Origin of the sequence: Sphingobium sp. 22B (genome assembly GCF_001580035.1) — a bacterium.
Taxonomy (GTDB): Bacteria; Pseudomonadota; Alphaproteobacteria; order Sphingomonadales; family Sphingomonadaceae; genus Sphingobium; species Sphingobium fuliginis.
The window spans coordinates 16,078-37,725 of record NZ_LTAB01000041.1 but is presented as its reverse complement, the minus strand read 5'-3'; the positions used below and the strand labels follow the sequence as shown (position 1 = coordinate 37,725).

Sequence of the window (21,648 nt, the reverse complement as noted above, 5' to 3'; positions counted from 1 at the left end):
ATAAGGAAATGGCCCCCATCCACGCACCGGCCGCTTGGGCCAGAACATGGATGGGGTAAGGCCGGTCAGGCCCGATTGAGTTGCATCTTCTTCGCTCCGGCCTCTACGGCGGCCAGCAACGTGTCATTGGCGAGATGGGAATAGCGCATGGTCGACTTGTGATCGGCATGGCCCAGCACCCGCCCAACGGCGAACAGATCGATGCCCGCGTTCACCATCGCGGAGGCTGCGCTGTGGCGTAGGTCGTGCAATCTCAGTCCCGGCAGCTTCGCTTCATCCCGCGCCGTCTGCCATGCGTGCTTGATCGACACGAAGGGCAGTTTAGTTTCCGGGTTCGGCAGCACATAAGGGCATTTGTCAAAGCGGGGCACGGCTTCCAGCATTGCGACCGCCGGCTGAGAGAGCGGCACATATCGCGCCTTCCCCGTCTTGGATGTCGGGATCAGCCATTGCCGCTTTTCCAGATCGACATGCTTCCATTCGGCCTTCAGCAGCTCCGACAGCCGAGCCCCGGTCAGAAGCAACAGCCCCACTATATGTTTGAGCTGCGGATTAAGGGAAGCCTCAGTCGCTGCCATCAGCCGTTTCGTCTCGGCGGCATTCAAGAAGCGTTCCCGCGCATTATTGATGGGCTTGCGGGGAATACCCTTGACCGGATTCTTGGTGACGCCCGGAGTGTTCCACCGCAGGGCCAGCTCGAAGGATCGGCTGAAGATCACCCTAACCTTCTCGACGGTCGCGGGAGCCAGCCCCTCCCCCGTTTTCACGGCCAGCCATTTCGCCACATCCTGCTGCGATATGTCCGACAGCCGGACCTTGCCCCAACGCGGGAGAATGTGCCGGTTCACATACATCTTTGTGGTCTTGAACGAACGCTGGTATGTCTCGGCATGATCGAGATGCTGTTGGGCGAGGTCCGCATAGGTTGGAACAGCCCGCTTTTCATCTCGCTTGGCGGCTGGATCGCCCCCTAACGTCACTTCGGATCGCAGCCGCTGCGCCTCCTTCTTGATCTTGTCGAAGGATGCGTCCCCATAGCCAGCGATCTTGTGCTGACGCTGATCCCCGTGCTGATCGGGATAGCGGAGATAATAGGTCTTGCCGCCGGACGCCCGGCATTCAAGCACGAAGCCGGTAATGGTGGTGTCGTAATAGTCCGTCCTTTTGCTACCGGGCTTGCACTCGGCAAGGCGGCAGAAGGTGGCGTCAAGTGTTTGCTTAGGCATAGTATTTTCCTTGTATAATGTGTCGGCGTTAGGATCGCCGGGAGGCGGGAGAGGCGCGCAAGGGGGCAGCACCAGACGCGACCGGATCGACGGCTGGCGTGCCTCAGAGGCGGCGAGGTGGAGAGGTTTGGCGTGGGAGGAGCGCCCCGGCCGGGGCCACCCGCTACGATTTCAGTTTCACGGCCCCGCACTCCCCCTGAGGGCAGCGCGAGGGTGAAAACCTAAATCCTGGCTTCAGGCTGCGACTGGCAGCTCCTCGGCCTCGGGCGGCGGCAGCAGGGCAAATTGCTTCGCGCCGCGATGTTTGATGGCGTAGTTCCAATGATGAACGGTCGGATCATCGCCGGTGTAGTTTTCAATGGTGCGGATGGCAGATCGCCCACTGATCTTGGCCCGACGAGCCACTTCCTTCGCCAACACCATCTTCGCGGCGATACCTTCTGAGATGCAGGCTTTGATGACGGCAATCACCTCCGCATCGGACCGCTCCTCCTCGATCCGTTGGAACTCGCCCAGCTGATCAGGATCGATCAGACGGACGGATGCGAGACGTTCGTCATAGCTGATGTCGCCTTCATCAGCGTAGGCATAAGCCACCTGGACAGCATTGTTGCCGCGCCGTTTGATGTTCTTGAACAGCACAACCTTTTCGCCCGGCTCGGCCTCCCCTTCCACTGGCGTCATGATGTAGGCAGCGTCGCAATCATCAACCGTGTCGGAAGTACCGGCGTAACGAAAATTTCCGTTGTTGTCGGGGTTCTTGGTCGTGTGCCCCAGCCCGAATACCGTACCGCCCGCCATAGCGACCTGGCGACAGGCATCGGTGAAGGTGCTGGCCCTGCTCTTGTGCATCAGGTCGGCGAATTTCTTCACCGTATCGATGATGATCAAGCAGCCCCTAGCCTTGTCCTGTTCAACCACCTCCTGAAAGATCTCCACCAGATTTTGGGACTTGAAGCCCTTATGCCCCGGCGCGAGCGTGTGGACGCCGAGATCGTCCATGAGCCGCATTTTGGTGGCGAAGCCCGAGCTGCTATCGTCCGCATTGATATAAAAGACATTGTTCGGGTTGATGCGTCCAGCATCGATGGCGTCGGTCAGCAGGTTCAGGGTAATGAGCGTCTTCCCCGCATTGGGTGGAGCAAACAGGAACGTGACCTGACCCGTCCGGCAGATGTCACCCAGCAGCGCCCTTTCCTTCACCGCCCGACGCTCAAATTCAGTGGCCTTTCCCCGCAAGCTATAGCTGAACAGGGGGCTGTTTGCGACTTCCGGTTCGGGCTTTGGGCCAACAGCCTGACGAACCACCGCCGTGGGCAGTAGTGGCAATGCATCCAGCGAGCTAATCAGATAATTGCCAGGATCGGTTGGCAGCGGCAGCACATCGCCAGCTTGGAGACAGTGGACTGTTTCCGGCAGGCCCGTGGTATCGAGACGTGGACAGTCAACACCGATGCGAGCCAGCCGGAATTTGCGCGGCCCGATGGAGAAGGCCAGCATCTCCATGATCGGAAATCCGTCCAGCACGGGACCTAGTTGTCCGGCATTCTCCTGCAGCACGGTGAAGGCAACCACACCATCAGGCAAGGTAGCGGTCAGGTCATGCCCGGCGGGGCAGAATGCACTGTTCTCGGTGCCCAGCGCGGGCGTGAAGCCGAAGTCGCGCCAGAACATCAGGTCCGGCCGCTCAACGTCGGCAGGCACAGGGATAGCGTCAGATGGCGGAGTAAGGTCCACGATCAGTTCCTTTCGTTCGATTTTTGGTGTGACAGGTCCGCAGTTTCGCGGGGGGATCATGCGTCCCGGCCAGCCGCGAACCTAAGTGGACGCCCGCTCTGACCGAGCGCCCTCTGCTAAATTACTGGACGGCCTTCTTCAGCGCGGCCTCACCATGCAGGGCGAAGTGGCTGGTAAAGGGGATCGACACCTCCTCGAACCATAGATGGCGCATTGGGTCATGACCGCTGTTTTCGTGCAAAATGGTATTAAGCATCCGTATGCTGGTGCCGCTGATCCGCGCTGCGGTCTCGATCAACTGGTCCCGATCAGTCACGCCGTTGGCGATGCAGGTCATAATGGCAGCGCCCTCGACGACGCCGCGCGTTTTGTGAAACCGGGCTGTGTCGCTCGGGCTGTGGCTGCGCAGATATTCCTGCAGATACGTCCGCCCGTTGGTGGAAAGGCGATGACGGTATGTGGTGAGTGCGAGATTCATAGAGGGTGATCCTGAATAAGTTATTTGATGTTGACCGGAGAATCTGAGGTCACTTGCGGCCCAAGGGCACGATTTCCCACCGCTTCCAATCTCGGTCGAACTTCCAGCTGAAGAGCCAACCCTCGTAGAGGAACGGCACGTAGTTAGGTGCCCTACGGCGCTTCTTTGGGAGGGCAGGCCTTGGGAGGAAAGCTAGCGCCCGGACCTTCTCCTCAAGCTCCAGTCGTTCCGCCTCTGTCCAGAAGGGCGATGATGCCAACTTCACGTCGCTATCCCGGCGATCATAGTCGCGGCAGATCTTTACATCCCAGGCCTGTGTCGCCGGATGATACGACCAGTAGCGGGTCTCATCGGTCACATGGTACCAGCCGAATATCTCTTCATCATGGGGGTCTTCCGTCTTCGGCAGTCCAAATGCCTCGACCATCTCCACATGCCGGGTCGCGGCATCGATATTAACGAACATTCTCTTACTCTCGTTCAACTAAGCCAGCGCGCCTGTTGGCATTTAACCTGATCTCTCCGGGCGCGGCGGGGAGAACGTTGCAGGGCACCGCCCTCTCAACGCGATCATTGTCTTGTTTTTATTGTTGTTTTTCAATATGTTGTCGTATTATGCAAAACCCGCATTGACGGCTCATTTCCGTCGCGGCAGATGATGCAAAACTCGCATGCAAATTTTTCTTCAGAACCAAAGCCAAGGAGAAGCCAAATTCCTGCGAATCAAACCCGAGAGATTGAAGCGTTGCGAACGTTTCGATTGCTGTGGCTGGAGACGTTCGTGGCAGTGGCCTTCAACGGAAGCATTACGGCCGCAGGGAAAGCGCTCGGCCTCAACCAATCCAATGCAACCCGTCAGATTCAGGCCTTGGAAAAATGGCTCGGCCAGAAGCTCCTTGTCCGAACGAAACCAGTAGAGCTAACGCCGGTGGGCGAGGATTTCGTAGCGATCGCTCACAATTTACTGGACAGCTTGGCAGATGCCCGTGCGCGCCGAAAGGCTCTCCCAACGGATCCTGACTACATCCCCGTATGCCAACGGCAATTCGAATATGATGACAGTGAGATCGACCCTTCTCTGCCCAAAGAAATTCGTCAGCGCATCGCTGCAAGAATGTGGTCGTTTTAGGCCACCAAGCATGCACGCTGCTATCCGACTTTCGGACACCAAGGGTTATCATCGCCAAGGGAATTCGGATACGCGAACCGAGCGATACTCCCCGCCGGACGACGTATGGGCGATAAAACCGCGACAGGCAGCAATAATGGCCGGGATCACCGATGAACGTTAGTTTTGCGTCACTGCGCAGCCAAGCCTACGCCGTTGGCCTGCAAATCTGCGGGGCTAGAGCAGGCCATATCATGCCGCTCCTCGACCAACGGTGAGACGCTCACATGGTGGGGGTTATGTAGCTGGCACACATGGCGCGCAGCGTCGGCTCGATCTCGTCTCTGTCCGGAACCAGCACGATAAAGGCGAACCCGTCATTGCCGATGGTACGGATAAATTCCCACCCCCAGCCGTCTAGGCAATCAGCCCAATCCCACGGCGGAATATGGTCTGGATCGCCATAGCGGGTTTCTGAAAGTGGATTGCGAAAGGGCGAGAAGGCGGCCTCCCGTATGAAATCACCCTCCTCGTCGCCGGACTCGACCACGAGTATATGCGTGAGCTTTTCCAGCCCGCATGCGATGGTATCCCGGACGCGATCGGACAGCAGGCGGTGAAGGATCGGATCGAGCGGCAGCGACAGGGCCGCGTTCATGGTGTTGATGTCGTAAAGCGAAAGCATGGTGGGATTCCTCAGGCATAAAAAATGCGTCCCGGAGGACGCTTTGTTGGTTTCGCTGGGTTTGCGCTTCGAGAGTGCGGCCGGAAGACCTTGGCTTAAATGCCTTCTGCCCGGCCGGATGAATCGCCATCTTTTTGATCGGCGTAAGCGCGGCACAGTTCGAGCAAGGCAGGGTCGATGCCTTCCGCGTCAGGCACGATCAACACATGCCCTGCCCCTGAATCGGACAGCACAAACGGCATCTCAAAAATGGTGCCATGCCGCTGCGCCCACTCGAATGTCGGCGTGCCCTCCATCAGGATCGGCCAGCCGGTTGCATCTTCGATAGCAGACATGGCGTCGCCGGGCTCGATGATGACGAACATGCCCAGTTCCGAGAGATCGCCATATTCCATCAGCTGGTCACGGCGGGTTTGCAGGAGGGTTCTGAGGTCAGTGGCAATGGGGCTGTCCAGATATGTGGCCAGCTCCATCCACGTGTGGATAATGTGCATGGGATCAGCTCCAAAAAAGAAAACCCCCGACCGTGAGGCCGAGGGCAGGTTAATTCGACAGTGATGATGCGGATTATCGGTTCGGGTCAGGCTTGAGCATAACGATGCAGATGCCTACCAACAGGACGATTCCGACTGGTATGCCCGCCGCGACGGGATAGCGACCGACCAGATTGATGAGGAAGATCGCCCCCAGGACCGAGATCGTCTCCTTCGGCCATCGCAGCAGGCTAACGATCACGGCGACGAAGAGCGCCACCTTAACCGCGAGATACGCGAGGCCGAGAAGAAAGAAGAAGGCGACAACCCGGACCAAAGCCGTTCAACTCGCGGCTAGGCAGGCGCACTTGTTCTTTTCAGCATTCACTGAACAGAAGTGCATCTTGGTGATCTTGTTACCGAGTTCCCCATCGGCTCTCACCTTCATTTGGAAGTAGGTCGCGCCGTTAGAGGGTATGAGCTCGCCGACATATCTCCGCAGGCTAGACATATACTCGTCCGACGAAATCGCACCGTCGGTGATAGGCTCAAAGCCGCTGTAATCCGCCGTTTCAGGGTTCAGCAGGGTTCGATCCATTTCCGCCCGGCAAAGGCGCTCTTCAGCACTCGCGCAGGCTGACAGGCACAATGCCGCCGCTATGATCGCGATGATCCGCATGGCTCAGGCCTCCTTCCACACGGCTTCGACAAAGGCCCGGCAAGCCGTCCGGCCATTGAAGGCGTTGCGTCCCGTCGAGACACGGATAGTCTGTTCATTGATCGGCTGGATGTCCCGCCCGCGCCGCTTGGCTTCCTCATAAGCACGGGAGGTTGCGATCGACCGGCAGGCCACCAACAAGGCGTCGGCTTCGGGGATGAACTGATAGCGGGAATAGCGGACATCGACCGTGAAACCATTGGCCGTGTCCTGGACGTTGAACGTGGCGTTCTTGTCGCTGCCTGCCGTCAGAGGCTTCGATACATCGGCGGGCGTAGTACAGGCGGACAGGATCGCCAGACACAATACGGGCGTGATTTTCTTCATGAGGTTTTCCATTGTATGGGGTGATGAAACCGGACCCGGCCGGGTACGGCTGAACAGGCAGCATCGCTATGGCTGTCGATATTTCACTGCTCGCTCCCTCACGCCTGGAAGAGCGACCTTCGGCTTCAACCTCGTGTCACCCCTATGTACCTCTCGGAGCGACGGCCGAAGCCGGATGTTCAGAACCTGTGGAAACCGCAGGCGCGCACACCTTTACCGTTACCGGCTGGACATACGTGTACGCCACCCGGCCTCCGAATTTCGGCGACCGAGCTGTTTCCAAATGGGGTTCTGACGCCCCACCTTCCGGCTTTCACGGAAGGCAGAGCTTTTCTGGCGGGATTAGAGCAGCTTCGCAATAGGCGTTTGAATTCGCCTGTCCTATATAAGGTACCCCAACCTCCGCGCTTGAAATGCGCGTGATTGCTCCCCGATTGCTGCTATTGCCTTGATATGGAGTGTCTTCTACAAAGCTTCTGCTTCCGAGCTACCGGTTCTGGCTTGGCCCCATTGGGGTGCGGGTGATGGACCGGGTGGCGAGCGCGTTGCCACTGGCATCGCGTGGCATGTCGAGGCTTCGGCAAACGTGTTTGTCCCCATTGGGGTGCGGGTGATGGACCGGGTGGCGAGCGCGTTGCCACTGGCATCGCGTGGCATGTCGAGGCTTCGGCAAACGTGTTTGTCGGGGTACGCCGTGACGGACGCCCGCACGCCCCGGCGACGATGTGTGAGGCTGGTATCCCGTTTAGTACGGCTCGCCTAACAGCCTCCGAACTTAAGTCTCCGCCGGAGCGCAGCGCCGCGCAACGGGTTGACATCGCCAAAAAGCTGCTAAGCTGGTGGGGGGTAATTCTTTGCAGGGACGCGGAAGCCGGATGGCGGAAATGAGCTGGTATTTGAACATGCTCGGTTCTGTCATTGTGCTGATTGCTCTGGTTCTGGCTTGGCCCCATTGGGGTGCGGGTGATGGACCGGGTGGCGAGCGCGTTGCCACTGGCATCGCGTGGCATGTCGAGGCTTCGGCAAACGTGTTTGTCCCCATTGGGGTGCGGGTGATGGACCGGGTGGCGAGCGCGTTGCCACTGGCATCGCGTGGCATGTCGAGGCTTCGGCAAACGTGTTTGTCGGGGTACGCCCGTTGGCCGGGGGAGATTTTTGTTGGCGAGACCCCAAGCTAGCGCGCACCATGAATTGACGCCTTATGTCCGATCCGGCGCTGTATTGCTTCGTGCGTGGCATGCAATCAGGCGGAACGCGGAAACATCAAAGACAAAATCCACGAGGGATGAGGCCCAGGCTTTCGGCCGAGATTTACCGGCCAACCTGCGCAAGTTGCAGAAGCGGCTGCATGAGGGATATGAGTTCGAGAAAGCTTATGGCGCAACTCCGCCGAAAGGCAACGGCAAGGCGGGTAAACGACCTATTGTGGTGGCACCCCTTCCAGATCGCATTGTTCAACGAGCAATCCTAGATGTGTTGCAGACGGCTAAGTCGATGGTTGGGATACAAGACGTACTAAGCACACCAACATCGATCGGCGGAATTCCCGGCCGTGGTGTAGATTCCGCGATCGCGATGTTCGATGAGCACGTAGCCAACGGAAAATGCCACCTTGCTGGATCAGACATAGCCAGCTTCTTCACTAAAATACCCAAGCCGCAGGTTGTTGAGTTTGTACGCCGAGAGGGCGCGGATAGCGAGTTCGTCGATCTGTTCGAACGGGCATTGACTGTCGAATTATCGAATGCCGCCGATCTGCCTCCAGAAGATCTCTCTCTATTTCCCACTGATGAACTTGGAGTAGCACAGGGATGCCCCCTTTCCGCGTTGGCGGGAAACATCGTCCTTCGTGACTTCGACAAAGAACTGAACGCCGCCGATCGCGGTCTGGTTTGTATCCGTTATATTGACGATTTTCTTGTGCTTGGACGGCGTCGGCTGAATGTCCAAAAAGGTATGAAGAAAGCGCGGGGGATGTTGGAACAGCTCGGGATGGGAATCTATGATCCGGCGCTGCACCCTCGGAAGGCGTTTGCGGGCCACGTCTCAGAAGGCCACGACTTTTTGGGTTACAAACTGATCCCTGGCAAATATCGACCAAGCGACGCAGCGCAGGAGCGCTTCCGCGACTCGATTGATCGACTGATACATTCAGGACAAGCAACTATCGAGAAAGTTAAGAAAGGTAGGCGCTTAACGGCTTACGACAAGACGTTTTCAGAGACTTTGGTTGCCATTGATCGAACAACAATGGGGTGGAAAAGTTCATTTCAAAGTGCAACCTGCTCCACTACGTTCGAGAATCTCGACCAATGGATCGCCAGAAGAGTTCGCGATTTTGAGCAGTTCTTAAATTGCTCCGCGCCTCTGGGAAGCAGCTTGCGGGTTCAAGCACTTGGTGTCGCGCGTATGGGTAGTTCGGTGTGATCGGGCTGAAGGTGCGCGGGCATCATTTCGCCGAATCATAGGCCCAAAGCGCGTCCCACTGGGAACCCACGACGGACCCATTTCAAAGCGCTTTTAGTAGGGGAAAATGCGGCCGATAAGGCCAAGGTACTGGTGCCGCTTACGTGACTCGAACACGTGACCCTCGCATTACGAATGCGATGCTCTACCGACTGAGCTAAAGCGGCGTTGGGGCGGGCAGATAACAGCGCTTGGCGGGAAGGACAAGCGGGCAAATGCGATTTGCCATGCCCATCCAGCGTCAAACCGCTTCGGACCATCATTTTACCCCGCCTTTACGCCATCTTTACCATCCAATGGCACTGTCGATTCTCAAGGAAAAGCTTTTACCTGAACCAAGGACCGATGGGATGGACACTCTGCGGGGGCATGAAATCGCCGATGACGAGGACGATTTCGGCCCGGCCGACGATGCAGCGATCGAGACGCCGCCGCTTGTCGGCGCCGATGAGCGCCGGATGCAGGTGCGTGCCTATAATTATTGGGCATCCCTGCTGGGCGACCGCAGCCTGCCGTCCATTGAGGATCTGGCGCCCCAGGATCTGGAAGATTTCGGCCCCTTCAGCGTCCTGCTCGACTTCAGCACCGGGCTGGAGAATCCCGCCATCGTCTATCTCGGCACCGCGCTGCGCGAAGAGTGCGAGATCGACGGGCCCATCCAGTATATCAACGACGTCCCCGCCCGCTCGCTGCTGTCGCGGCTGACCGACCATTATCTCCAGATCATCGCCAACGCCGCGCCGATCGGGTTCGAGGCCGGCTTCGTCAACCAGCGCGATGCGGAAATCCTCTATCGCGGCATTTTGATGCCCTTCTCCTCCGATGACGAGACGATCGACTTCGTCTTCGGCGTCATCAACTGGAAGGAAGCGGCGAGCCAGGCCGTCACGGCGGAGATCGACCGGGAGGTGGAAGCCGCCCTGCTCTCCAGCCCCGCCGCGCCGCCGGTCGCGCCGATCTGGGCGGACGGTCCGGCGGTCGAGGATTTCGACACGCTCGACCTTGGCGGCATGGAAAGCCCTGACGAGGACGCTCCGCTGGCCGATTGGCTGGCCCTCGCCCGCGACAGCGCGGAGCAGGCGCGCACCAGCGAGGCGCGCAGCCATGCGGCGCTCTATCGCGCCATCGGGCTCAGCTACGACTTCGCGCTGGTTACGCTCGCCCGGCCGGAGGAATATGCCGAACTGCTGGAGAATAGCGTCCTCAAGGTCCAGGCCCGAGCGCCGATGACCGCCGTGGTGAAGCTGGTCTTCGGCTCCAGCTACGACAAGACGCGCATCACCGAATATGCCACCGCGCTGGATCATGCCCGCGCCAACGGCATCGCCCTGGGCAGCTTCGGCGACTATCTCGCCAATTATGACGGCGGGCTGAAAGCGCTGGTCCGCGACGAACGCGCCCAGCGCCGCACCGACGGCCCGGCCAAGCCCGATCGCCAGCAGACCGCCCGCGCCGCGATGAAGGCGGCCGCCGCGCTCGATCCCTTCACGGTCGCCACCGATGGCGACGGGCTGGCGGTGGTCATCGCCCGGCGGGAGAAGGACGGATCGCTCGCCATTGTCGGCGCGCTGCCGGAAGGGTCGGAAATCGGCCAGAGGGCGATTGTCGCCGCTGCGAATTAGGCGTTGTCGCCCGGCCTGCTCCCGCGCGGGAGCAGGGGGCATTCAACCGGGGCGCATCTTTAATCGCGGCCCAGGCCCCTCCCATCGGCAGAAACGGCCGCGCCGGATTGACAGAACGGGATCATGGGCCGATTTCGTGGCTTACTCTCCAGGGCGTTCGTCCCGTGCTGCGCTGCATCATATTATTTCAATTTAACGTAACTTTATTTCCCATTCTGGGTTGAGCCTCAAGACGCAGTGGCGCATAGTGGACGGCATCGGTTTGAGAAGTCGCGTGGCGGTTCTCCGGCGCCTTCTCCGTTCACAGAAGCGGGGCTGAACCCGCGGGCAAGAGGCAGGCGCATGACGGCATTGGCTGAATCGAGGCAAGTTGACCACAGCATAAGCGAAGCGCTGGAGGCGGCGCTGGCTCGGGGCGCCCTGCCCGGCGAAAGCGAAGGATTCGACCAGAAGGCGATGCTGGCGGCGGCGGCCTTCATCGCCGGCACCGCCGCGACCCGCCGGCCCGGCCATGTCGCCATCGCCATGGAAACGCTGGGCGAAGGTGCGACGGGGCGCTACATGCGGATCGCCATCGTCAATGACGACATGCCCTTTCTGGTCGATTCCATCGCCAATGCGCTGGCCGCCGCCGACATCATCATCCATCGCCTGCTTCATCCCGTCCTGTCGGTCGAGCGCGACGGCGACGGCCATTTGAAGGCGATACTCGACAATGAAGCCGCCGGGGCGCGCCGGGAATCGATGATCTATATCGAGGCGGACCGCGCCGACGCGAAGGCCCGCCGCGCGCTGGAAAAGGCGCTGGAGGAAACGCTGGCGGACGTCCGCGCCGCCGTGTCCGACTGGCCGAAGATGCGGGAGGCGATGGCGGCCGATGCCGATGCCGTACCCGACGAGGAAGGGGCGGCGCTGCTGCGCTGGTTCCTGGCCCGCCACTTCACCCAGATCGGCCATGAGGTTCGCCACCGCGACGGAAAGGCGGACGCCGGCATCGGCATCTGCGGCCTGCGCGACCAGCCCCTGCTGGCCCCCGCGACGCTGGAGGCGGCCTTCAACTGGTTCGAGGAAGGCAAGCGCACGCCGCTGATCATCAAGTCCAACCGCCTCTCCCGCGTCCACCGCCCCGTCCTGCTGGACCTGATCATCGTGCCGGTCCGGGACGGCAAGCAGGTGACGGCGCTGTCCATCCACGCCGGCATGTGGACCAGCGCCGGGCTGGCGACCACGCCGGACAGGGTGCCGCTGCTGCGGTCTGCGCTGTCGGCGCTGATGGACAAGTTCGATTTCGATCCGCACGGCCATGCGGGCAAGGTGCTGACCCATGCGCTGACCGCCCTGCCCCACGACATCCTCATCGGCTTCGACCGCGAGACGCTGGAGCGGCTGGTGCTGACCTTCATGTCGCTGACCGACCGGCCGCGGCCGAAACTGGTGCTGGGCACCAGTGCGCTGGCCCGCCATCTCTATGCCTTCGCCTGGCTGCCGCGCGAGGAGCTGACCACGGCGCGGCGCGTCGCGGTGCAGGACATGCTGAGCCAGGCCTGCAACGGCCCGGTGCTGAGCTGGTCGATCGCTCTGGAGGAAAGCGGCCTGGCGCTGCTGCGCATCACGCTCGACCTGCGCGACGGCGGCGTGGTGCCCGATGAACAGCCGCTCGACCGGCAGTTGAAGCAAATGGTGCGCGGCTGGCTGCCCGCTGTCGAGGAGGCGCTGGCCGAGAGCGAGGAGGCCGGCCGGGCCGCGACGCTGGCGCAGCGCTACGCCCCCGGCTTTCCCATGGGCTATCGAAACGGCGCCGGCCCGGCCGAGGCGGCGATCGACATCCGCCTGCTGCACAGCCTGTCCGCCCCCGGCGACAAGTCGATCCGCATCTATCGCAACGAAGAGGATGCGCCCGAACGGCTGCGGCTGAAGCTCTACAGCCATGACGCCATCGCCCTGTCCGAAGTGGTCCCCGCCTTCGAGAATTTCGGCTTTCGCGTGATCGACGAGATGCTGACAGCGGTCGAGGCCAGGGGACAGGCGGGGGCGCTGGGCCATGTCCAGCGCTTCGTCCTGGAACTGCCGGCGGGAGGCGATGCCGAAACCGTGATTGCCCGCGCCAACATCGTGACGGAGGCGATCGCGCAGGTCACCGAAGGCGTGGCGGAAAATGACCGGTTCAACGAGTTGATCGTCACCGCCGGGCTGGACCAGCGATCGGTCGTGCTGCTGCGCGCGCTGTTCCGCTATCTGCGCCAGACCGGCATGGCCTATGGCATGGCGACCTTTGCCGAAACGCTGCGGCGTGAGCAGGGCATCGCCCGCCAGCTCATTGAGCTGTTCGAGGCGCTGCACGATCCGGAGGCCAAGGATGGACCGGCGCGCGCCGCCGCCGCGCAACAGGCGATCGAGGCGGGGCTGGAGAAGGTCACGGCCATAGACGAGGATCGCGTGCTGCGCCTGCTGCGCGCCGTGATCACCGCGACGCTGCGCACCAATTTCTACAGCCCGGCCGCGCAGGAGGCGCTGGCCTTCAAGCTGGACAGCGCGCAGGTCCCCGGCCTGCCCGCGCCGCTGCCATGGCGGGAAATCTGGGTCTATTCGCCCCGCGTCGAGGGCATCCATCTGCGCGCGGGGCCCGTGGCGCGCGGCGGACTGCGCTGGTCCGACCGCCGGGACGATTTCCGCACCGAAATATTGGGCCTGATGAAGGCGCAGCGAGTGAAGAATGCCGTCATCGTGCCGACAGGCGCCAAGGGCGGCTTCTACCCCAAGCAGCTTCCCAACCCGCAGGTCGACCGCGACGCCTGGTTCGCGGAAGGCACGGAAAGCTACCGCATCTTCATCCGCGCCCTGCTTTCGGTCACCGACAATATCGTCAAGGGCAAGGTGAAGCACCCGGCGCAGGTCGTCATCCACGACGGCGACGATCCCTATTTCGTCGTCGCCGCCGACAAGGGCACGGCCACCTTCTCCGACGTCGCCAACGCCCTTGCACTGGAACGCGACTTCTGGCTGGGCGACGCCTTCGCCAGCGGCGGCTCCCACGGCTATGACCACAAGGCGATGGGCATTACCGCCAGGGGCGCGTGGATCAGCGTGAAGCGGCATTTCGCGGAAATGGGCGTCGACGTGCAAAGCGAGCCGGTGCGCGTCGTCGGCTGCGGCGATATGTCGGGCGATGTGTTCGGCAACGGCATGCTGCTGTCGAAGGCGATCAAGCTGGTCGCCGCCTTCGATCACCGCCACATCTTCCTCGACCCCGATCCCGATCCGGCGAAAAGCTGGGAAGAACGCAACCGCCTGTTCCAGTTGCCGCGCTCAAGCTGGGACGATTATGACAAGACGCTGATCTCCAGGGGCGGCGGCGTCTTCCCGCGCAGCCTCAAGAGCATCCGCCTCACCCCGGAGGTGCAGGCGATATTGGGCGTCACCGACACCGAAATGGAGCCGACCGCGCTGATCTCCGCGATCCTGAAAAGCCCCAACGACCTGCTCTGGTTCGGCGGCATCGGCACCTATGTGAAGGCCGCCGCACAGAGCCATGGCGATGTGGGCGACCCCGCCAACGACCGCCTGCGCGTCAATGCCGAGCAGCTTCGCGTGAAGGTGGTGGGCGAAGGCGCCAATCTGGGCGTCACCCAGGCGGGCCGCATCGCCTTCTCCCTGCGCGGCGGGCGGATCAACACCGACTTCATCGACAATTCGGCCGGCGTCGACTGTTCGGACAATGAGGTCAACATCAAGATCGCGCTCAACAAGGAAATGGCGGAAGGCCGCCTCTCCTTCGACGACCGCAACAAGCTGCTGGTCGGCATGACGGACGCGGTGGCGGACATCGTGCTGGAGGACAATCGCCTCCAGGCGCTCGGCCTTTCCATCGCGGAGGCGGGCGGCGCGGCGGAACTGGCGAGCTATGTGCGGCTGATCGAAACCTTCGAGGAGACAGGCCGGCTCGACCGGCAGGTGGAAGGGCTTGCCGCCAACGACCAGTTGCTGCGGCGCGGTCAGGAGGGGCTTGGCCTCACCCGGCCTGAACTCGCGGTGCTGCTGTCGACCGCCAAGCTCGCCTTGCAGGACGCCATCGAGCATGGCGACCTGGCCACCGACCCCAGCATGGACGACGAACTCGCCCAGGCCTTCCCGCCCGCGATGCGGAAGAAGGAGGCCGACGCCATCGCCGCCCATGCGCTGAAGAGGGAGATCATCGCCACCAAGGTCGCGAACCGCATCGTCAACCGGCTCGGCCTGATCCATCCGTTCGAACTGGCGGAGGAGGAGGGCTGCTCGCTGGCCGACCTCGCCAGCGCCTTCCTGATCGCGGAAAGGCTCTACGACATCCGCCGGCTATGGGATGACATCGACGCGGCGGAGATGTCCGAAGCCGCCCGGCTCGCCCTGTTCGGGGACATCGCCAACGGCATGCGGGCGCAGATCGCGGACATATTGCGCAGCCTGCCGTCCGGCACGCTGCCGCAGGCGGGCCATGGCGCGCTGGCCAAGGGCGTGGGCATGCTGGCGAAGCAGGTGGACGACCTGCTCACCAGCGAGGCGCTGCGCCGGGTCACGGCCGCAACCGACCGGCTGCTGTCGCTGGGCGCGCCGGAAGCGCTGACCCGCCGGACCGCCGGCCTGTTCAAGCTGGACGGCGCGGTGGGCATCGCCGCGCTGGCCGGGCGCCTGTCGGTGGATGAAGTCGCCCTGACCCGCGCCTTCACCCATCTGGGCGAAGCGGTCGGCATCGACTGGGTGCAGTCCACCGCCGCGCGCATGGCGCCGTCCGATCCGTGGGAGCGGCTGCTGATCTCCGGCGTGGCGCGCGACATGCAGCAGGTGCGGCTCGACTTCCTGGCGCAGGGGACGGGCAAGGACATCGCCCATCATGTCGAGGCATGGCTGAAGGAAAGGGGCGCCCGCATCCAGCAGTTCCGCGCCCTCGTCCAGCGCGCCAAGACGGCGGCGACGCCCAATGTCGCGATGCTGGCGGAGATCGCGGGTCAGGCGCGGGGATTGTTGGGGCGGTAGGAGGCTTTCCGCTCTCTCCAACCCCCGTCATTCCCGCACAGGCGGGAATGACGATTATGGGGTGGGGGTGGGAATCGGCTCCGGCGCAGGGACCGTTTCCGGCGGCGGCGCCTTCCCCAGCCCCGGCCCATAGACCGGCGTCACCGGTTCCTCCACCGTGCGTCCGTGCAGCGCCTCGATCTCCGCCTTGCGCTGTTTCAGATACAGCTCGCGATAATAGGCATAGGGATTTTCCTCGCTGCGGATCTGCTGGATCGTCTCGTCGAAGGCGGCGCGTTCGCCCAGCTGGTTCAGGATCGTCGCGGGAATCACATATTTCGGCTCGTTGAACGGCTTGCCGACGGCGAAGGGCACGACCAGCTTGTCCACCGTATCCCCCACAATGTCGCGCAGCGTCGTCGGCCCGACGATCGGCAGATACATATAGGGGCCCGGCCCCACGCCATAATAGCCCAGCACATTGGCGAGGCCGTTGGGCCGATAGGGCAGGAAGAAGGGCTTGCGCTTCGCCACGTCGAACAGGCCGGCCACGCCCAGGGTGGTGTTGATGGTGAAGCGTCCGACCGTCTCCATCGCCTTGCCCGGCTTGAACTGGAGCATATAGGCCAGGAAGACCACCGGCTCCTGCAAGTTGGAGAAGAAGTTGCGCAGCCCTTTGCGCGCGGGCTTTGGCAGACCCTTGTTATAGGCCTTGGCGACCGGTTCCAACACGGCCTTGTCGACCGCCTGCACCGTCTGGAAACTCTTCTCGTTCAGCCGCTCCAGCGGATCGCCCGGCGGCGGGCGGCTATGGCCCGTCACGACGATCTCGCCCGGCTGCGGCGCGGCAGCCGCGGGCGCGTCCGTGCCCGGCAGGTTCGGCATTACCGGCGGCGGCGGCACGACCAGCACCTGCGGCGTCCCTTCGGCCGCGGCCTGCGGGGCGGCAGGCGCATCGGGCGCTGGCGCGGCAACGGCGGCAGGGTCGGACGCCGCCGCTCGCTCCGTTCCCGCTTGCGCGCCCATCATCAGCATTCCAGCGGCTATGGCCGGCGTCAGCATATCGTCATTCCTTGCAGGCAGGCCCTTTGGAGCGGATGACATTTTCATGTCACGCCCGTTTCATTAAGGCGGCTAATTGCGATGGCGTCACCCGTCAATAGCATGACGCCGCCATCCTGCGCCGGCCGCCGCTCCATGGAAACGATCCGGCTTTGCCTCGCATATTTTGATACAAATTTTGCAACGCCCATAGTTTGCAATTGCGAGTCGTTCGCGTTATGCAGCCTGCCTCATCTCCCACAGGACTCGTCCCGCTTCCGATGCACGCCCCCGCCCGCACCCAGCCGAACAACAGGAAGAAGAGCCCGAAGGCCTTCTGGCTGAAGCAGCTTCATACCTGGCATTGGGTGAGTTCCGCGATCAGCCTGATCGGCCTGCTGCTGTTCGCCTTCACCGGCATCACGCTGAACCACGCCGCCGATGTCGAGGGTTCGCCGCAGACGGTGACCAGGTCCGCCACCCTGCCCCCCACCTTGCTGAAGCAGGTCGCGGCGGACGAAGCGCCCGACGCCAAGAGGCCCCTCCCCGCCCCGATCGCCCGATGGGTGGAACTGGAAATCGGCCAAAGCGGCGCGGGCGAAGCGGAATGGTCGGCGGATGAGGTCTATCTTGCCCTGCCCCGCCCCGGCGGCGACGGCTGGGTATCGATCGACCGGCATAGCGGCGAAGTCACCAGCGAGGCGACGAGCCGGGGCTGGATCAGCTATCTCAACGACCTGCACAAGGGCCGCAACGCCGGCAATATATGGAAGTGGTTCATCGACATCTTCGCCGTCGCCTGCTTCCTCTTCGCCCTCACCGGCCTGCTCCTGCTCTGGCTCCATGCCAAGAAGCGCCCGACCACCTGGCCGCTGGTCGCCGCGGGCCTCGCCATTCCGGCCGTCCTGGCCATCATCTTCATCCATTAAGGGGGAGTTCTTCACCTCATGCAGATCAGCCACAAGATCGTCCTGACCGGCGCGGCCATGGGCGCCAGCGCCGTCGCCATGCCCGCCACGGGCCAGACCCTGGACGTCACGCTTACCCTGCCGCGCCTGTCGGTGGCGGAATATCACCGTCCCTATGTCGCGATCTGGCTGGAGAAGGAGGGCGCGCCCGCCCGCACCCTCTCGGTTCTCTACGATGTCGACAAGCGCAACAATGGCGGCGTCAAATGGCTGCGCGACATTCGCATGTGGTGGCGCGCCTCCGGCCGCTCGCTCGCCCTGCCCGCCGACGGCATTTCCGGCGCCACCCGCGCGCCCGGCACCCATAAGCTGAGCTTCACCGCCGGCAAGGGCGGCATGCCGGTCCTGACCCCCGGCAAATATACGCTGGTGGTGGAGGCTGCGCGCGAATCCGGCGGGCGCGAGGTGGTTCGCGTGCCGCTCAACGTAACGGCGGCCGGGGCCAGAGGCAGCGCCGGCGGCCAGTTCGAACTGGGCGCGGTCAGCGCCGTGCTGTCGCGCTGAGGAGGGAAGCCATGATGACGTTCCGCAAGACGCTGGTGCTGCTCGCCGCCACCGCTGCCATGGCTCTGCCGCAAATGGCGGGCGCGGCGCGGCCCTGGATGCTGCCTTCCGAAACCATGTTCGCCGGCTCCGGCAATGAATGGCTGACGGTGGACGCCGCCATTTCCAGCGATCTCTATTATTTCGACCATCCGGGGCAGGACTGGCAGCCGGTCGTGACCGCACCGGACGGCAGCACGGCGCAGGTGGAAAACCGCGCCATCGGCAAGCTGCGCCAGACCTTCGACCTCGGCATCAGGACCAAGGGCACGTACAAGATCGCCATCGTCAACGAGATGCTGATGGGCAATTACATGCTGAACGGCGAGCGCAGGATGCTGCCGCGCGGCACCACCGCCGCGACGCTGGCGACCGCCGTGCCGCAGGGCGCGACGGACGTGCAGACGGCGACGGCGCGCACCCGGATCGAAACCTTCGTGACGGCGGGCGAGCCGGACCGAAAGGTCTTCACGACCACGGGCAAGGGGCTGGAGATGGTGCCCGTCACCCACCCCAACGACCTTGCCGTGGGCGAAGCCGCCACCTTCCAGTTCCTGTTGAACGGCAAGCCTGCGGCAGGGCTGGACGTGGTCGCCATCCCGGGCGGCATCCGCTACCGGTCGGACCTCAAGCAGATGGATGCGAAGACCGATGCCGAAGGGAAGGTCAGCTTCACCTGGCCGGAAGCGGGCATGTATTGGGTCAGCATCAGTTCCGGTGGGCGGCGCGGACCGGGCGGCGAAGGCCCCGGCGGTGCGCCGGGCGCAGCCGGGCCCCAGGGCCAGCCGCAGGGTGAAGGCGGGCCCCGTCCGCCCATGGGCCCGCCCCAGGACCGCGCCACCTATGCCATGACGGTAGAGGTGCAGGGCTGATCGCCCGCCCGATCCGCATCGCCATCCCGCCCTGCCTCTCGCCCGACATCTTCGGGCCAGACAAGCAGGCGGGCAGGATCAGCGACTTTGGCGGTCCGACCATGGGCACGAGCTGGTCCGCCCGCATCGTCGACGCCCCGCCCGGCAGCGCGGCGGCGATGGAAACGGTGCTGGGCCGCATCATCGCGCAGATGAGCAATTGGGAAGCGGCTTCCGCCATCAGCCGGTTCAATGCCGCGCCGGTCGGCCAATGGATGCCGCTGCCCGGCGAAATGCTGACCGTGCTGCGCGCCGGGCTGGAGATGGCCTGGCTGTCGGGCGGCGCGTTCGATCCGGCGGTGGGCCGGCTGGTGGCGAAATGGGGCTTCGGTCCGGACGGGCTGACGGGCCTTTGCGAAGCACCCCATCATCCCTCGCCCTGGACCGCCATCGCGATTGAGGGCGACCGCGCCCGGCGCACGGCCGACGTGACGCTGGACTTTTCAGGCATCGCCAAGGGCTTTGCCGTGGATGCAATGGCGGCCGCCCTGCGCGGCCTCGGCGCTGCGCATTTCCTGGTCGAGATCGGCGGCGAATTGCAGGGGCAAGGGGTCAAGCCCGACCTTCAGCCCTGGTGGGTGGACGTGGAGGCTCCGCCGGGCCTTGCGCTCCCTACGCTCCGGATAGCGCTTTGCGGCCTGTCGGTCGCGACATCCGGAGACTATCGCCGCTTCCGCCAGGAAGGCGGCGTCCGCCTTTCCCACAGCATGGACCCCGCCACTGGCGCGCCCATCACCAACGATGTGGCTTCCGTAACGGTGCTCCACGAAAGCGCGATGCTGGCCGACGCCTGGGCGACCGCGATCACGATAATGGGGCATGAACGTGGCATGGCCCTCGCCACACGGCACGGCATTGCCGCATGCCTGATCCGGCGGGTTGCTGATCGCGGGCAGGAATATATGACGCCTGCCCTGGCCGCGATGCTGGATTGAACCCGAACGGGTGGCGAGCGGAGGATCTGCCCCGCACGCCTGCGAAGGCAGCGGCTTGGCGTGCTGGCAGCGGCGATTTGGCCACCCAAACCGCGCTTCAACCCAAAGCGCGCCTCGACAGCCGAGTATCGATAGGCCAAAGGCGAGCGCATGATCGCTGCCATGGCTTCCCTTCTCTTCGTGCTGATCTGGTCGACCGGCTTCATCGTCGCACGGGCGATGGTGCCGCATGCCGCGCCGGAGCTGGTCCTGGCCGTGCGGCTGGCGCTGACGACGACCTTGCTCGCCGGGGCGGCGCTCTATGCGCGGCAGGCGCTGCCGCGTGGACGGCGACTGGGGCTGCATCTGGCGGCTGGCGCGATGCTGCATGGCTTCTACCTGACGCTGAGCTGGTGGGCGGTGAACAACGGCATGCCAGCGGGCGTCATGGCGCTGCTGGGTTCGCTGCAACCGCTGATGGTGGCGGTGGCGAGCGTCGCCTTTCTGGGCGACCGGCTGCCCGCCCGCGCCTGGGTCGGTCTGGCGATCGCGATCGGAGGGGTCGGTTGCGTGCTATTGCCGGCGATCGAGCGGTCGGGCGCCGGATCGATCGCGACAGGACCGGCTCTCGCCGGCGTGCTCGCCGTGCTCGGCATGGCTGGGGGCACGCTGATCCAGCGCGGATCGATAGCAGGCGACGGCATCGCGATTTCCGGGGCGGTGCAGAATGGGGGCGGCGCGCTGCTCGCCATGGCGGCCACGCTGTTCGCCGGGGAATATCGCTGGGACGGCACGCCTGTGCTGTGGATCGGCCTTGCCTGGTCGGTGCTGGGGCTGTCGGCCGGCGGACTGTCGCTGCTGGTGTGGCTGGTGCGGCATCAGGGGCCGACGCGCATGTCGATGCTGTTGCTGCTGGTGCCGCCGCTTGCCGCGGTCGAGGCATGGCTGCTGTTCGGGGAACGGCTGGGTCCGGTGCAGCTCATCGGCTTCGGGCTGGCGCTGGGTGGGGTGATGCTGGGCCGGTCGACGCAACCGACGCGCAATCAGGACATCGCCGAACCGGCCTGAACTCAGCCCTGCCTTTCCCGCAGCCGTTCATGGTGGCGGATGACCTCATCGATGATGAAGCGCAGGAATTTCTCGGTGAAATCGGGGTCCAGATTCGCATCGGTAGCAAGCTGGCGCAGCCGGGCGATCTGGCGTTCCTCCCGGCCGGGATCGGCGGGAGGCAGGTCGTGGGTCGCCTTATGCTCTCCGACGGCCTGGGTGATCTTGAACCGCTCCGCCAGCATGAAGACGAGCGCCGCGTCGATATTGTCGATGCTCTCGCGATAGCGCTTCAGGGTCTCGTCCACTTTGGTCCTCCGCAGAGCATCGCCGGCGAAAATGGACGCGGGTTTTGCGCCCTGACGATGCGTCGATCAAATATCGCGCGCTTTTTG

At 63.3% G+C, this 21,648-nt stretch carries 20 protein-coding genes and 1 tRNA gene; 9 read left to right on the top strand and 12 right to left on the bottom strand.

The window, feature by feature from the left end:
• Positions 1-65 precede the first annotated feature (65 nt).
• The 4 genes from A0J57_RS23170 to A0J57_RS23155 form a co-directional block, all read right to left on the bottom strand.
• Positions 66-1,226, bottom strand: coding sequence for a site-specific integrase (locus tag A0J57_RS23170; RefSeq protein WP_061940454.1), 1,161 nt, complete (start codon positions 1,224-1,226; stop codon positions 66-68).
• 234 nt (positions 1,227-1,460) lie between these two features.
• Positions 1,461-2,963, bottom strand: a complete 1,503-nt coding sequence (locus A0J57_RS23165) for an AAA family ATPase (protein ID WP_158298537.1) — start codon at positions 2,961-2,963, stop codon at positions 1,461-1,463.
• Between the two features lie 121 nt (positions 2,964-3,084).
• Entirely contained in the window at positions 3,085-3,441 is a 357-nt protein-coding gene (locus A0J57_RS23160; protein ID WP_061940458.1) for a hypothetical protein, read from the bottom strand.
• 49 nt (positions 3,442-3,490) lie between these two features.
• Positions 3,491-3,925 carry a hypothetical protein gene (locus A0J57_RS23155; RefSeq protein WP_153017887.1) on the bottom strand — a complete coding sequence of 145 codons (435 nt, stop codon included), beginning with the start codon at positions 3,923-3,925 and terminating at the stop codon, positions 3,491-3,493.
• Between the two features lie 171 nt (positions 3,926-4,096).
• Here A0J57_RS23155 and A0J57_RS23150 point away from each other — a divergent pair, with 171 nt between their 5' ends.
• On the top strand, positions 4,097-4,570 hold the full coding sequence (locus A0J57_RS23150; protein ID WP_082718821.1) for a LysR family transcriptional regulator: 474 nt from the start codon (positions 4,097-4,099) through the stop codon (positions 4,568-4,570).
• Between the two features lie 262 nt (positions 4,571-4,832).
• Here the strand turns inward: A0J57_RS23150 and A0J57_RS23145 are convergent, their stop codons facing one another.
• From A0J57_RS23145 to A0J57_RS23125, 5 genes are all read right to left on the bottom strand, one after another.
• Positions 4,833-5,234, bottom strand: coding sequence for a hypothetical protein (locus A0J57_RS23145; protein ID WP_061940464.1), 402 nt, complete (start codon positions 5,232-5,234; stop codon positions 4,833-4,835).
• Between the two features lie 95 nt (positions 5,235-5,329).
• Entirely contained in the window at positions 5,330-5,728 is a 399-nt protein-coding gene (locus A0J57_RS23140) for a hypothetical protein (RefSeq protein WP_076605805.1), read from the bottom strand.
• Between the two features lie 73 nt (positions 5,729-5,801).
• Positions 5,802-6,044, bottom strand: a complete 243-nt coding sequence (locus A0J57_RS23135; protein ID WP_061940468.1) for a hypothetical protein — start codon at positions 6,042-6,044, stop codon at positions 5,802-5,804.
• A 6-nt stretch (positions 6,045-6,050) separates the two neighbouring features.
• On the bottom strand, positions 6,051-6,386 hold the full coding sequence (locus A0J57_RS23130) for a hypothetical protein (protein WP_061940469.1): 336 nt from the start codon (positions 6,384-6,386) through the stop codon (positions 6,051-6,053).
• A gap of 3 nt (positions 6,387-6,389) precedes the next feature.
• The gene (locus A0J57_RS23125; protein ID WP_153017888.1) at positions 6,390-6,752 is read right to left on the bottom strand and encodes a hypothetical protein; all 363 of its coding nucleotides are present in this window, start codon (positions 6,750-6,752) and stop codon (positions 6,390-6,392) included.
• Positions 6,753-7,910: 1,158 nt separating this feature from the next.
• On the opposite strand from A0J57_RS23125, the gene A0J57_RS25605 reads away from it, so the two are divergent.
• Positions 7,911-9,179 carry a reverse transcriptase domain-containing protein gene (locus tag A0J57_RS25605; protein WP_158298535.1) on the top strand — a complete coding sequence of 423 codons (1,269 nt, stop codon included), beginning with the start codon at positions 7,911-7,913 and terminating at the stop codon, positions 9,177-9,179.
• A gap of 130 nt (positions 9,180-9,309) precedes the next feature.
• Here the strand turns inward: A0J57_RS25605 and A0J57_RS23110 are convergent.
• Positions 9,310-9,385, bottom strand: a tRNA-Thr gene (locus A0J57_RS23110).
• 183 nt (positions 9,386-9,568) lie between these two features.
• Between A0J57_RS23110 and A0J57_RS23105 the strand changes: the two genes are divergently transcribed.
• Positions 9,569-10,840 (top strand): hypothetical protein, encoded by a 1,272-nt coding sequence (locus A0J57_RS23105; RefSeq protein WP_061940118.1) that lies wholly within the window; start codon positions 9,569-9,571, stop codon positions 10,838-10,840.
• A 342-nt stretch (positions 10,841-11,182) separates the two neighbouring features.
• Complete coding sequence (locus A0J57_RS23100; RefSeq protein WP_061940116.1) at positions 11,183-15,850, top strand: NAD-glutamate dehydrogenase domain-containing protein; 4,668 nt, start codon at positions 11,183-11,185, stop codon at positions 15,848-15,850.
• Between the two features lie 54 nt (positions 15,851-15,904).
• On the opposite strand, the gene A0J57_RS23095 is transcribed toward A0J57_RS23100, so the two are convergent.
• Positions 15,905-16,891 carry a VacJ family lipoprotein gene (locus A0J57_RS23095; RefSeq protein WP_061940115.1) on the bottom strand — a complete coding sequence of 329 codons (987 nt, stop codon included), beginning with the start codon at positions 16,889-16,891 and terminating at the stop codon, positions 15,905-15,907.
• Between the two features lie 260 nt (positions 16,892-17,151).
• On the opposite strand from A0J57_RS23095, the gene A0J57_RS23090 reads away from it, so the two are divergent.
• The 5 genes from A0J57_RS23090 (at position 17,152) to A0J57_RS23070 (ending at position 21,274) form a co-directional block, all read left to right on the top strand.
• A complete protein-coding gene (locus A0J57_RS23090) occupies positions 17,152-17,799 on the top strand; it encodes a PepSY-associated TM helix domain-containing protein (RefSeq protein ID WP_061940113.1) in 648 nt (215 codons plus the stop codon).
• A gap of 18 nt (positions 17,800-17,817) precedes the next feature.
• Complete coding sequence (locus tag A0J57_RS23085; RefSeq protein WP_048575419.1) at positions 17,818-18,342, top strand: DUF2271 domain-containing protein; 525 nt, start codon at positions 17,818-17,820, stop codon at positions 18,340-18,342.
• A gap of 11 nt (positions 18,343-18,353) precedes the next feature.
• A complete protein-coding gene (locus A0J57_RS23080) occupies positions 18,354-19,253 on the top strand; it encodes a DUF4198 domain-containing protein (RefSeq protein ID WP_025549592.1) in 900 nt (299 codons plus the stop codon).
• A gap of 101 nt (positions 19,254-19,354) precedes the next feature.
• A complete protein-coding gene (locus A0J57_RS23075; protein ID WP_061940111.1) occupies positions 19,355-20,227 on the top strand; it encodes an FAD:protein FMN transferase in 873 nt (290 codons plus the stop codon).
• A gap of 150 nt (positions 20,228-20,377) precedes the next feature.
• Positions 20,378-21,274: a DMT family transporter gene (locus tag A0J57_RS23070; protein WP_048575421.1), complete on the top strand. Its 897-nt coding sequence runs from the start codon at positions 20,378-20,380 to the stop codon at positions 21,272-21,274.
• Between the two features lie 2 nt (positions 21,275-21,276).
• On the opposite strand, the gene A0J57_RS23065 is transcribed toward A0J57_RS23070, so the two are convergent.
• On the bottom strand, positions 21,277-21,561 hold the full coding sequence (locus A0J57_RS23065; RefSeq protein WP_025549589.1) for a chorismate mutase: 285 nt from the start codon (positions 21,559-21,561) through the stop codon (positions 21,277-21,279).
• Positions 21,562-21,648 lie beyond the last annotated feature (87 nt).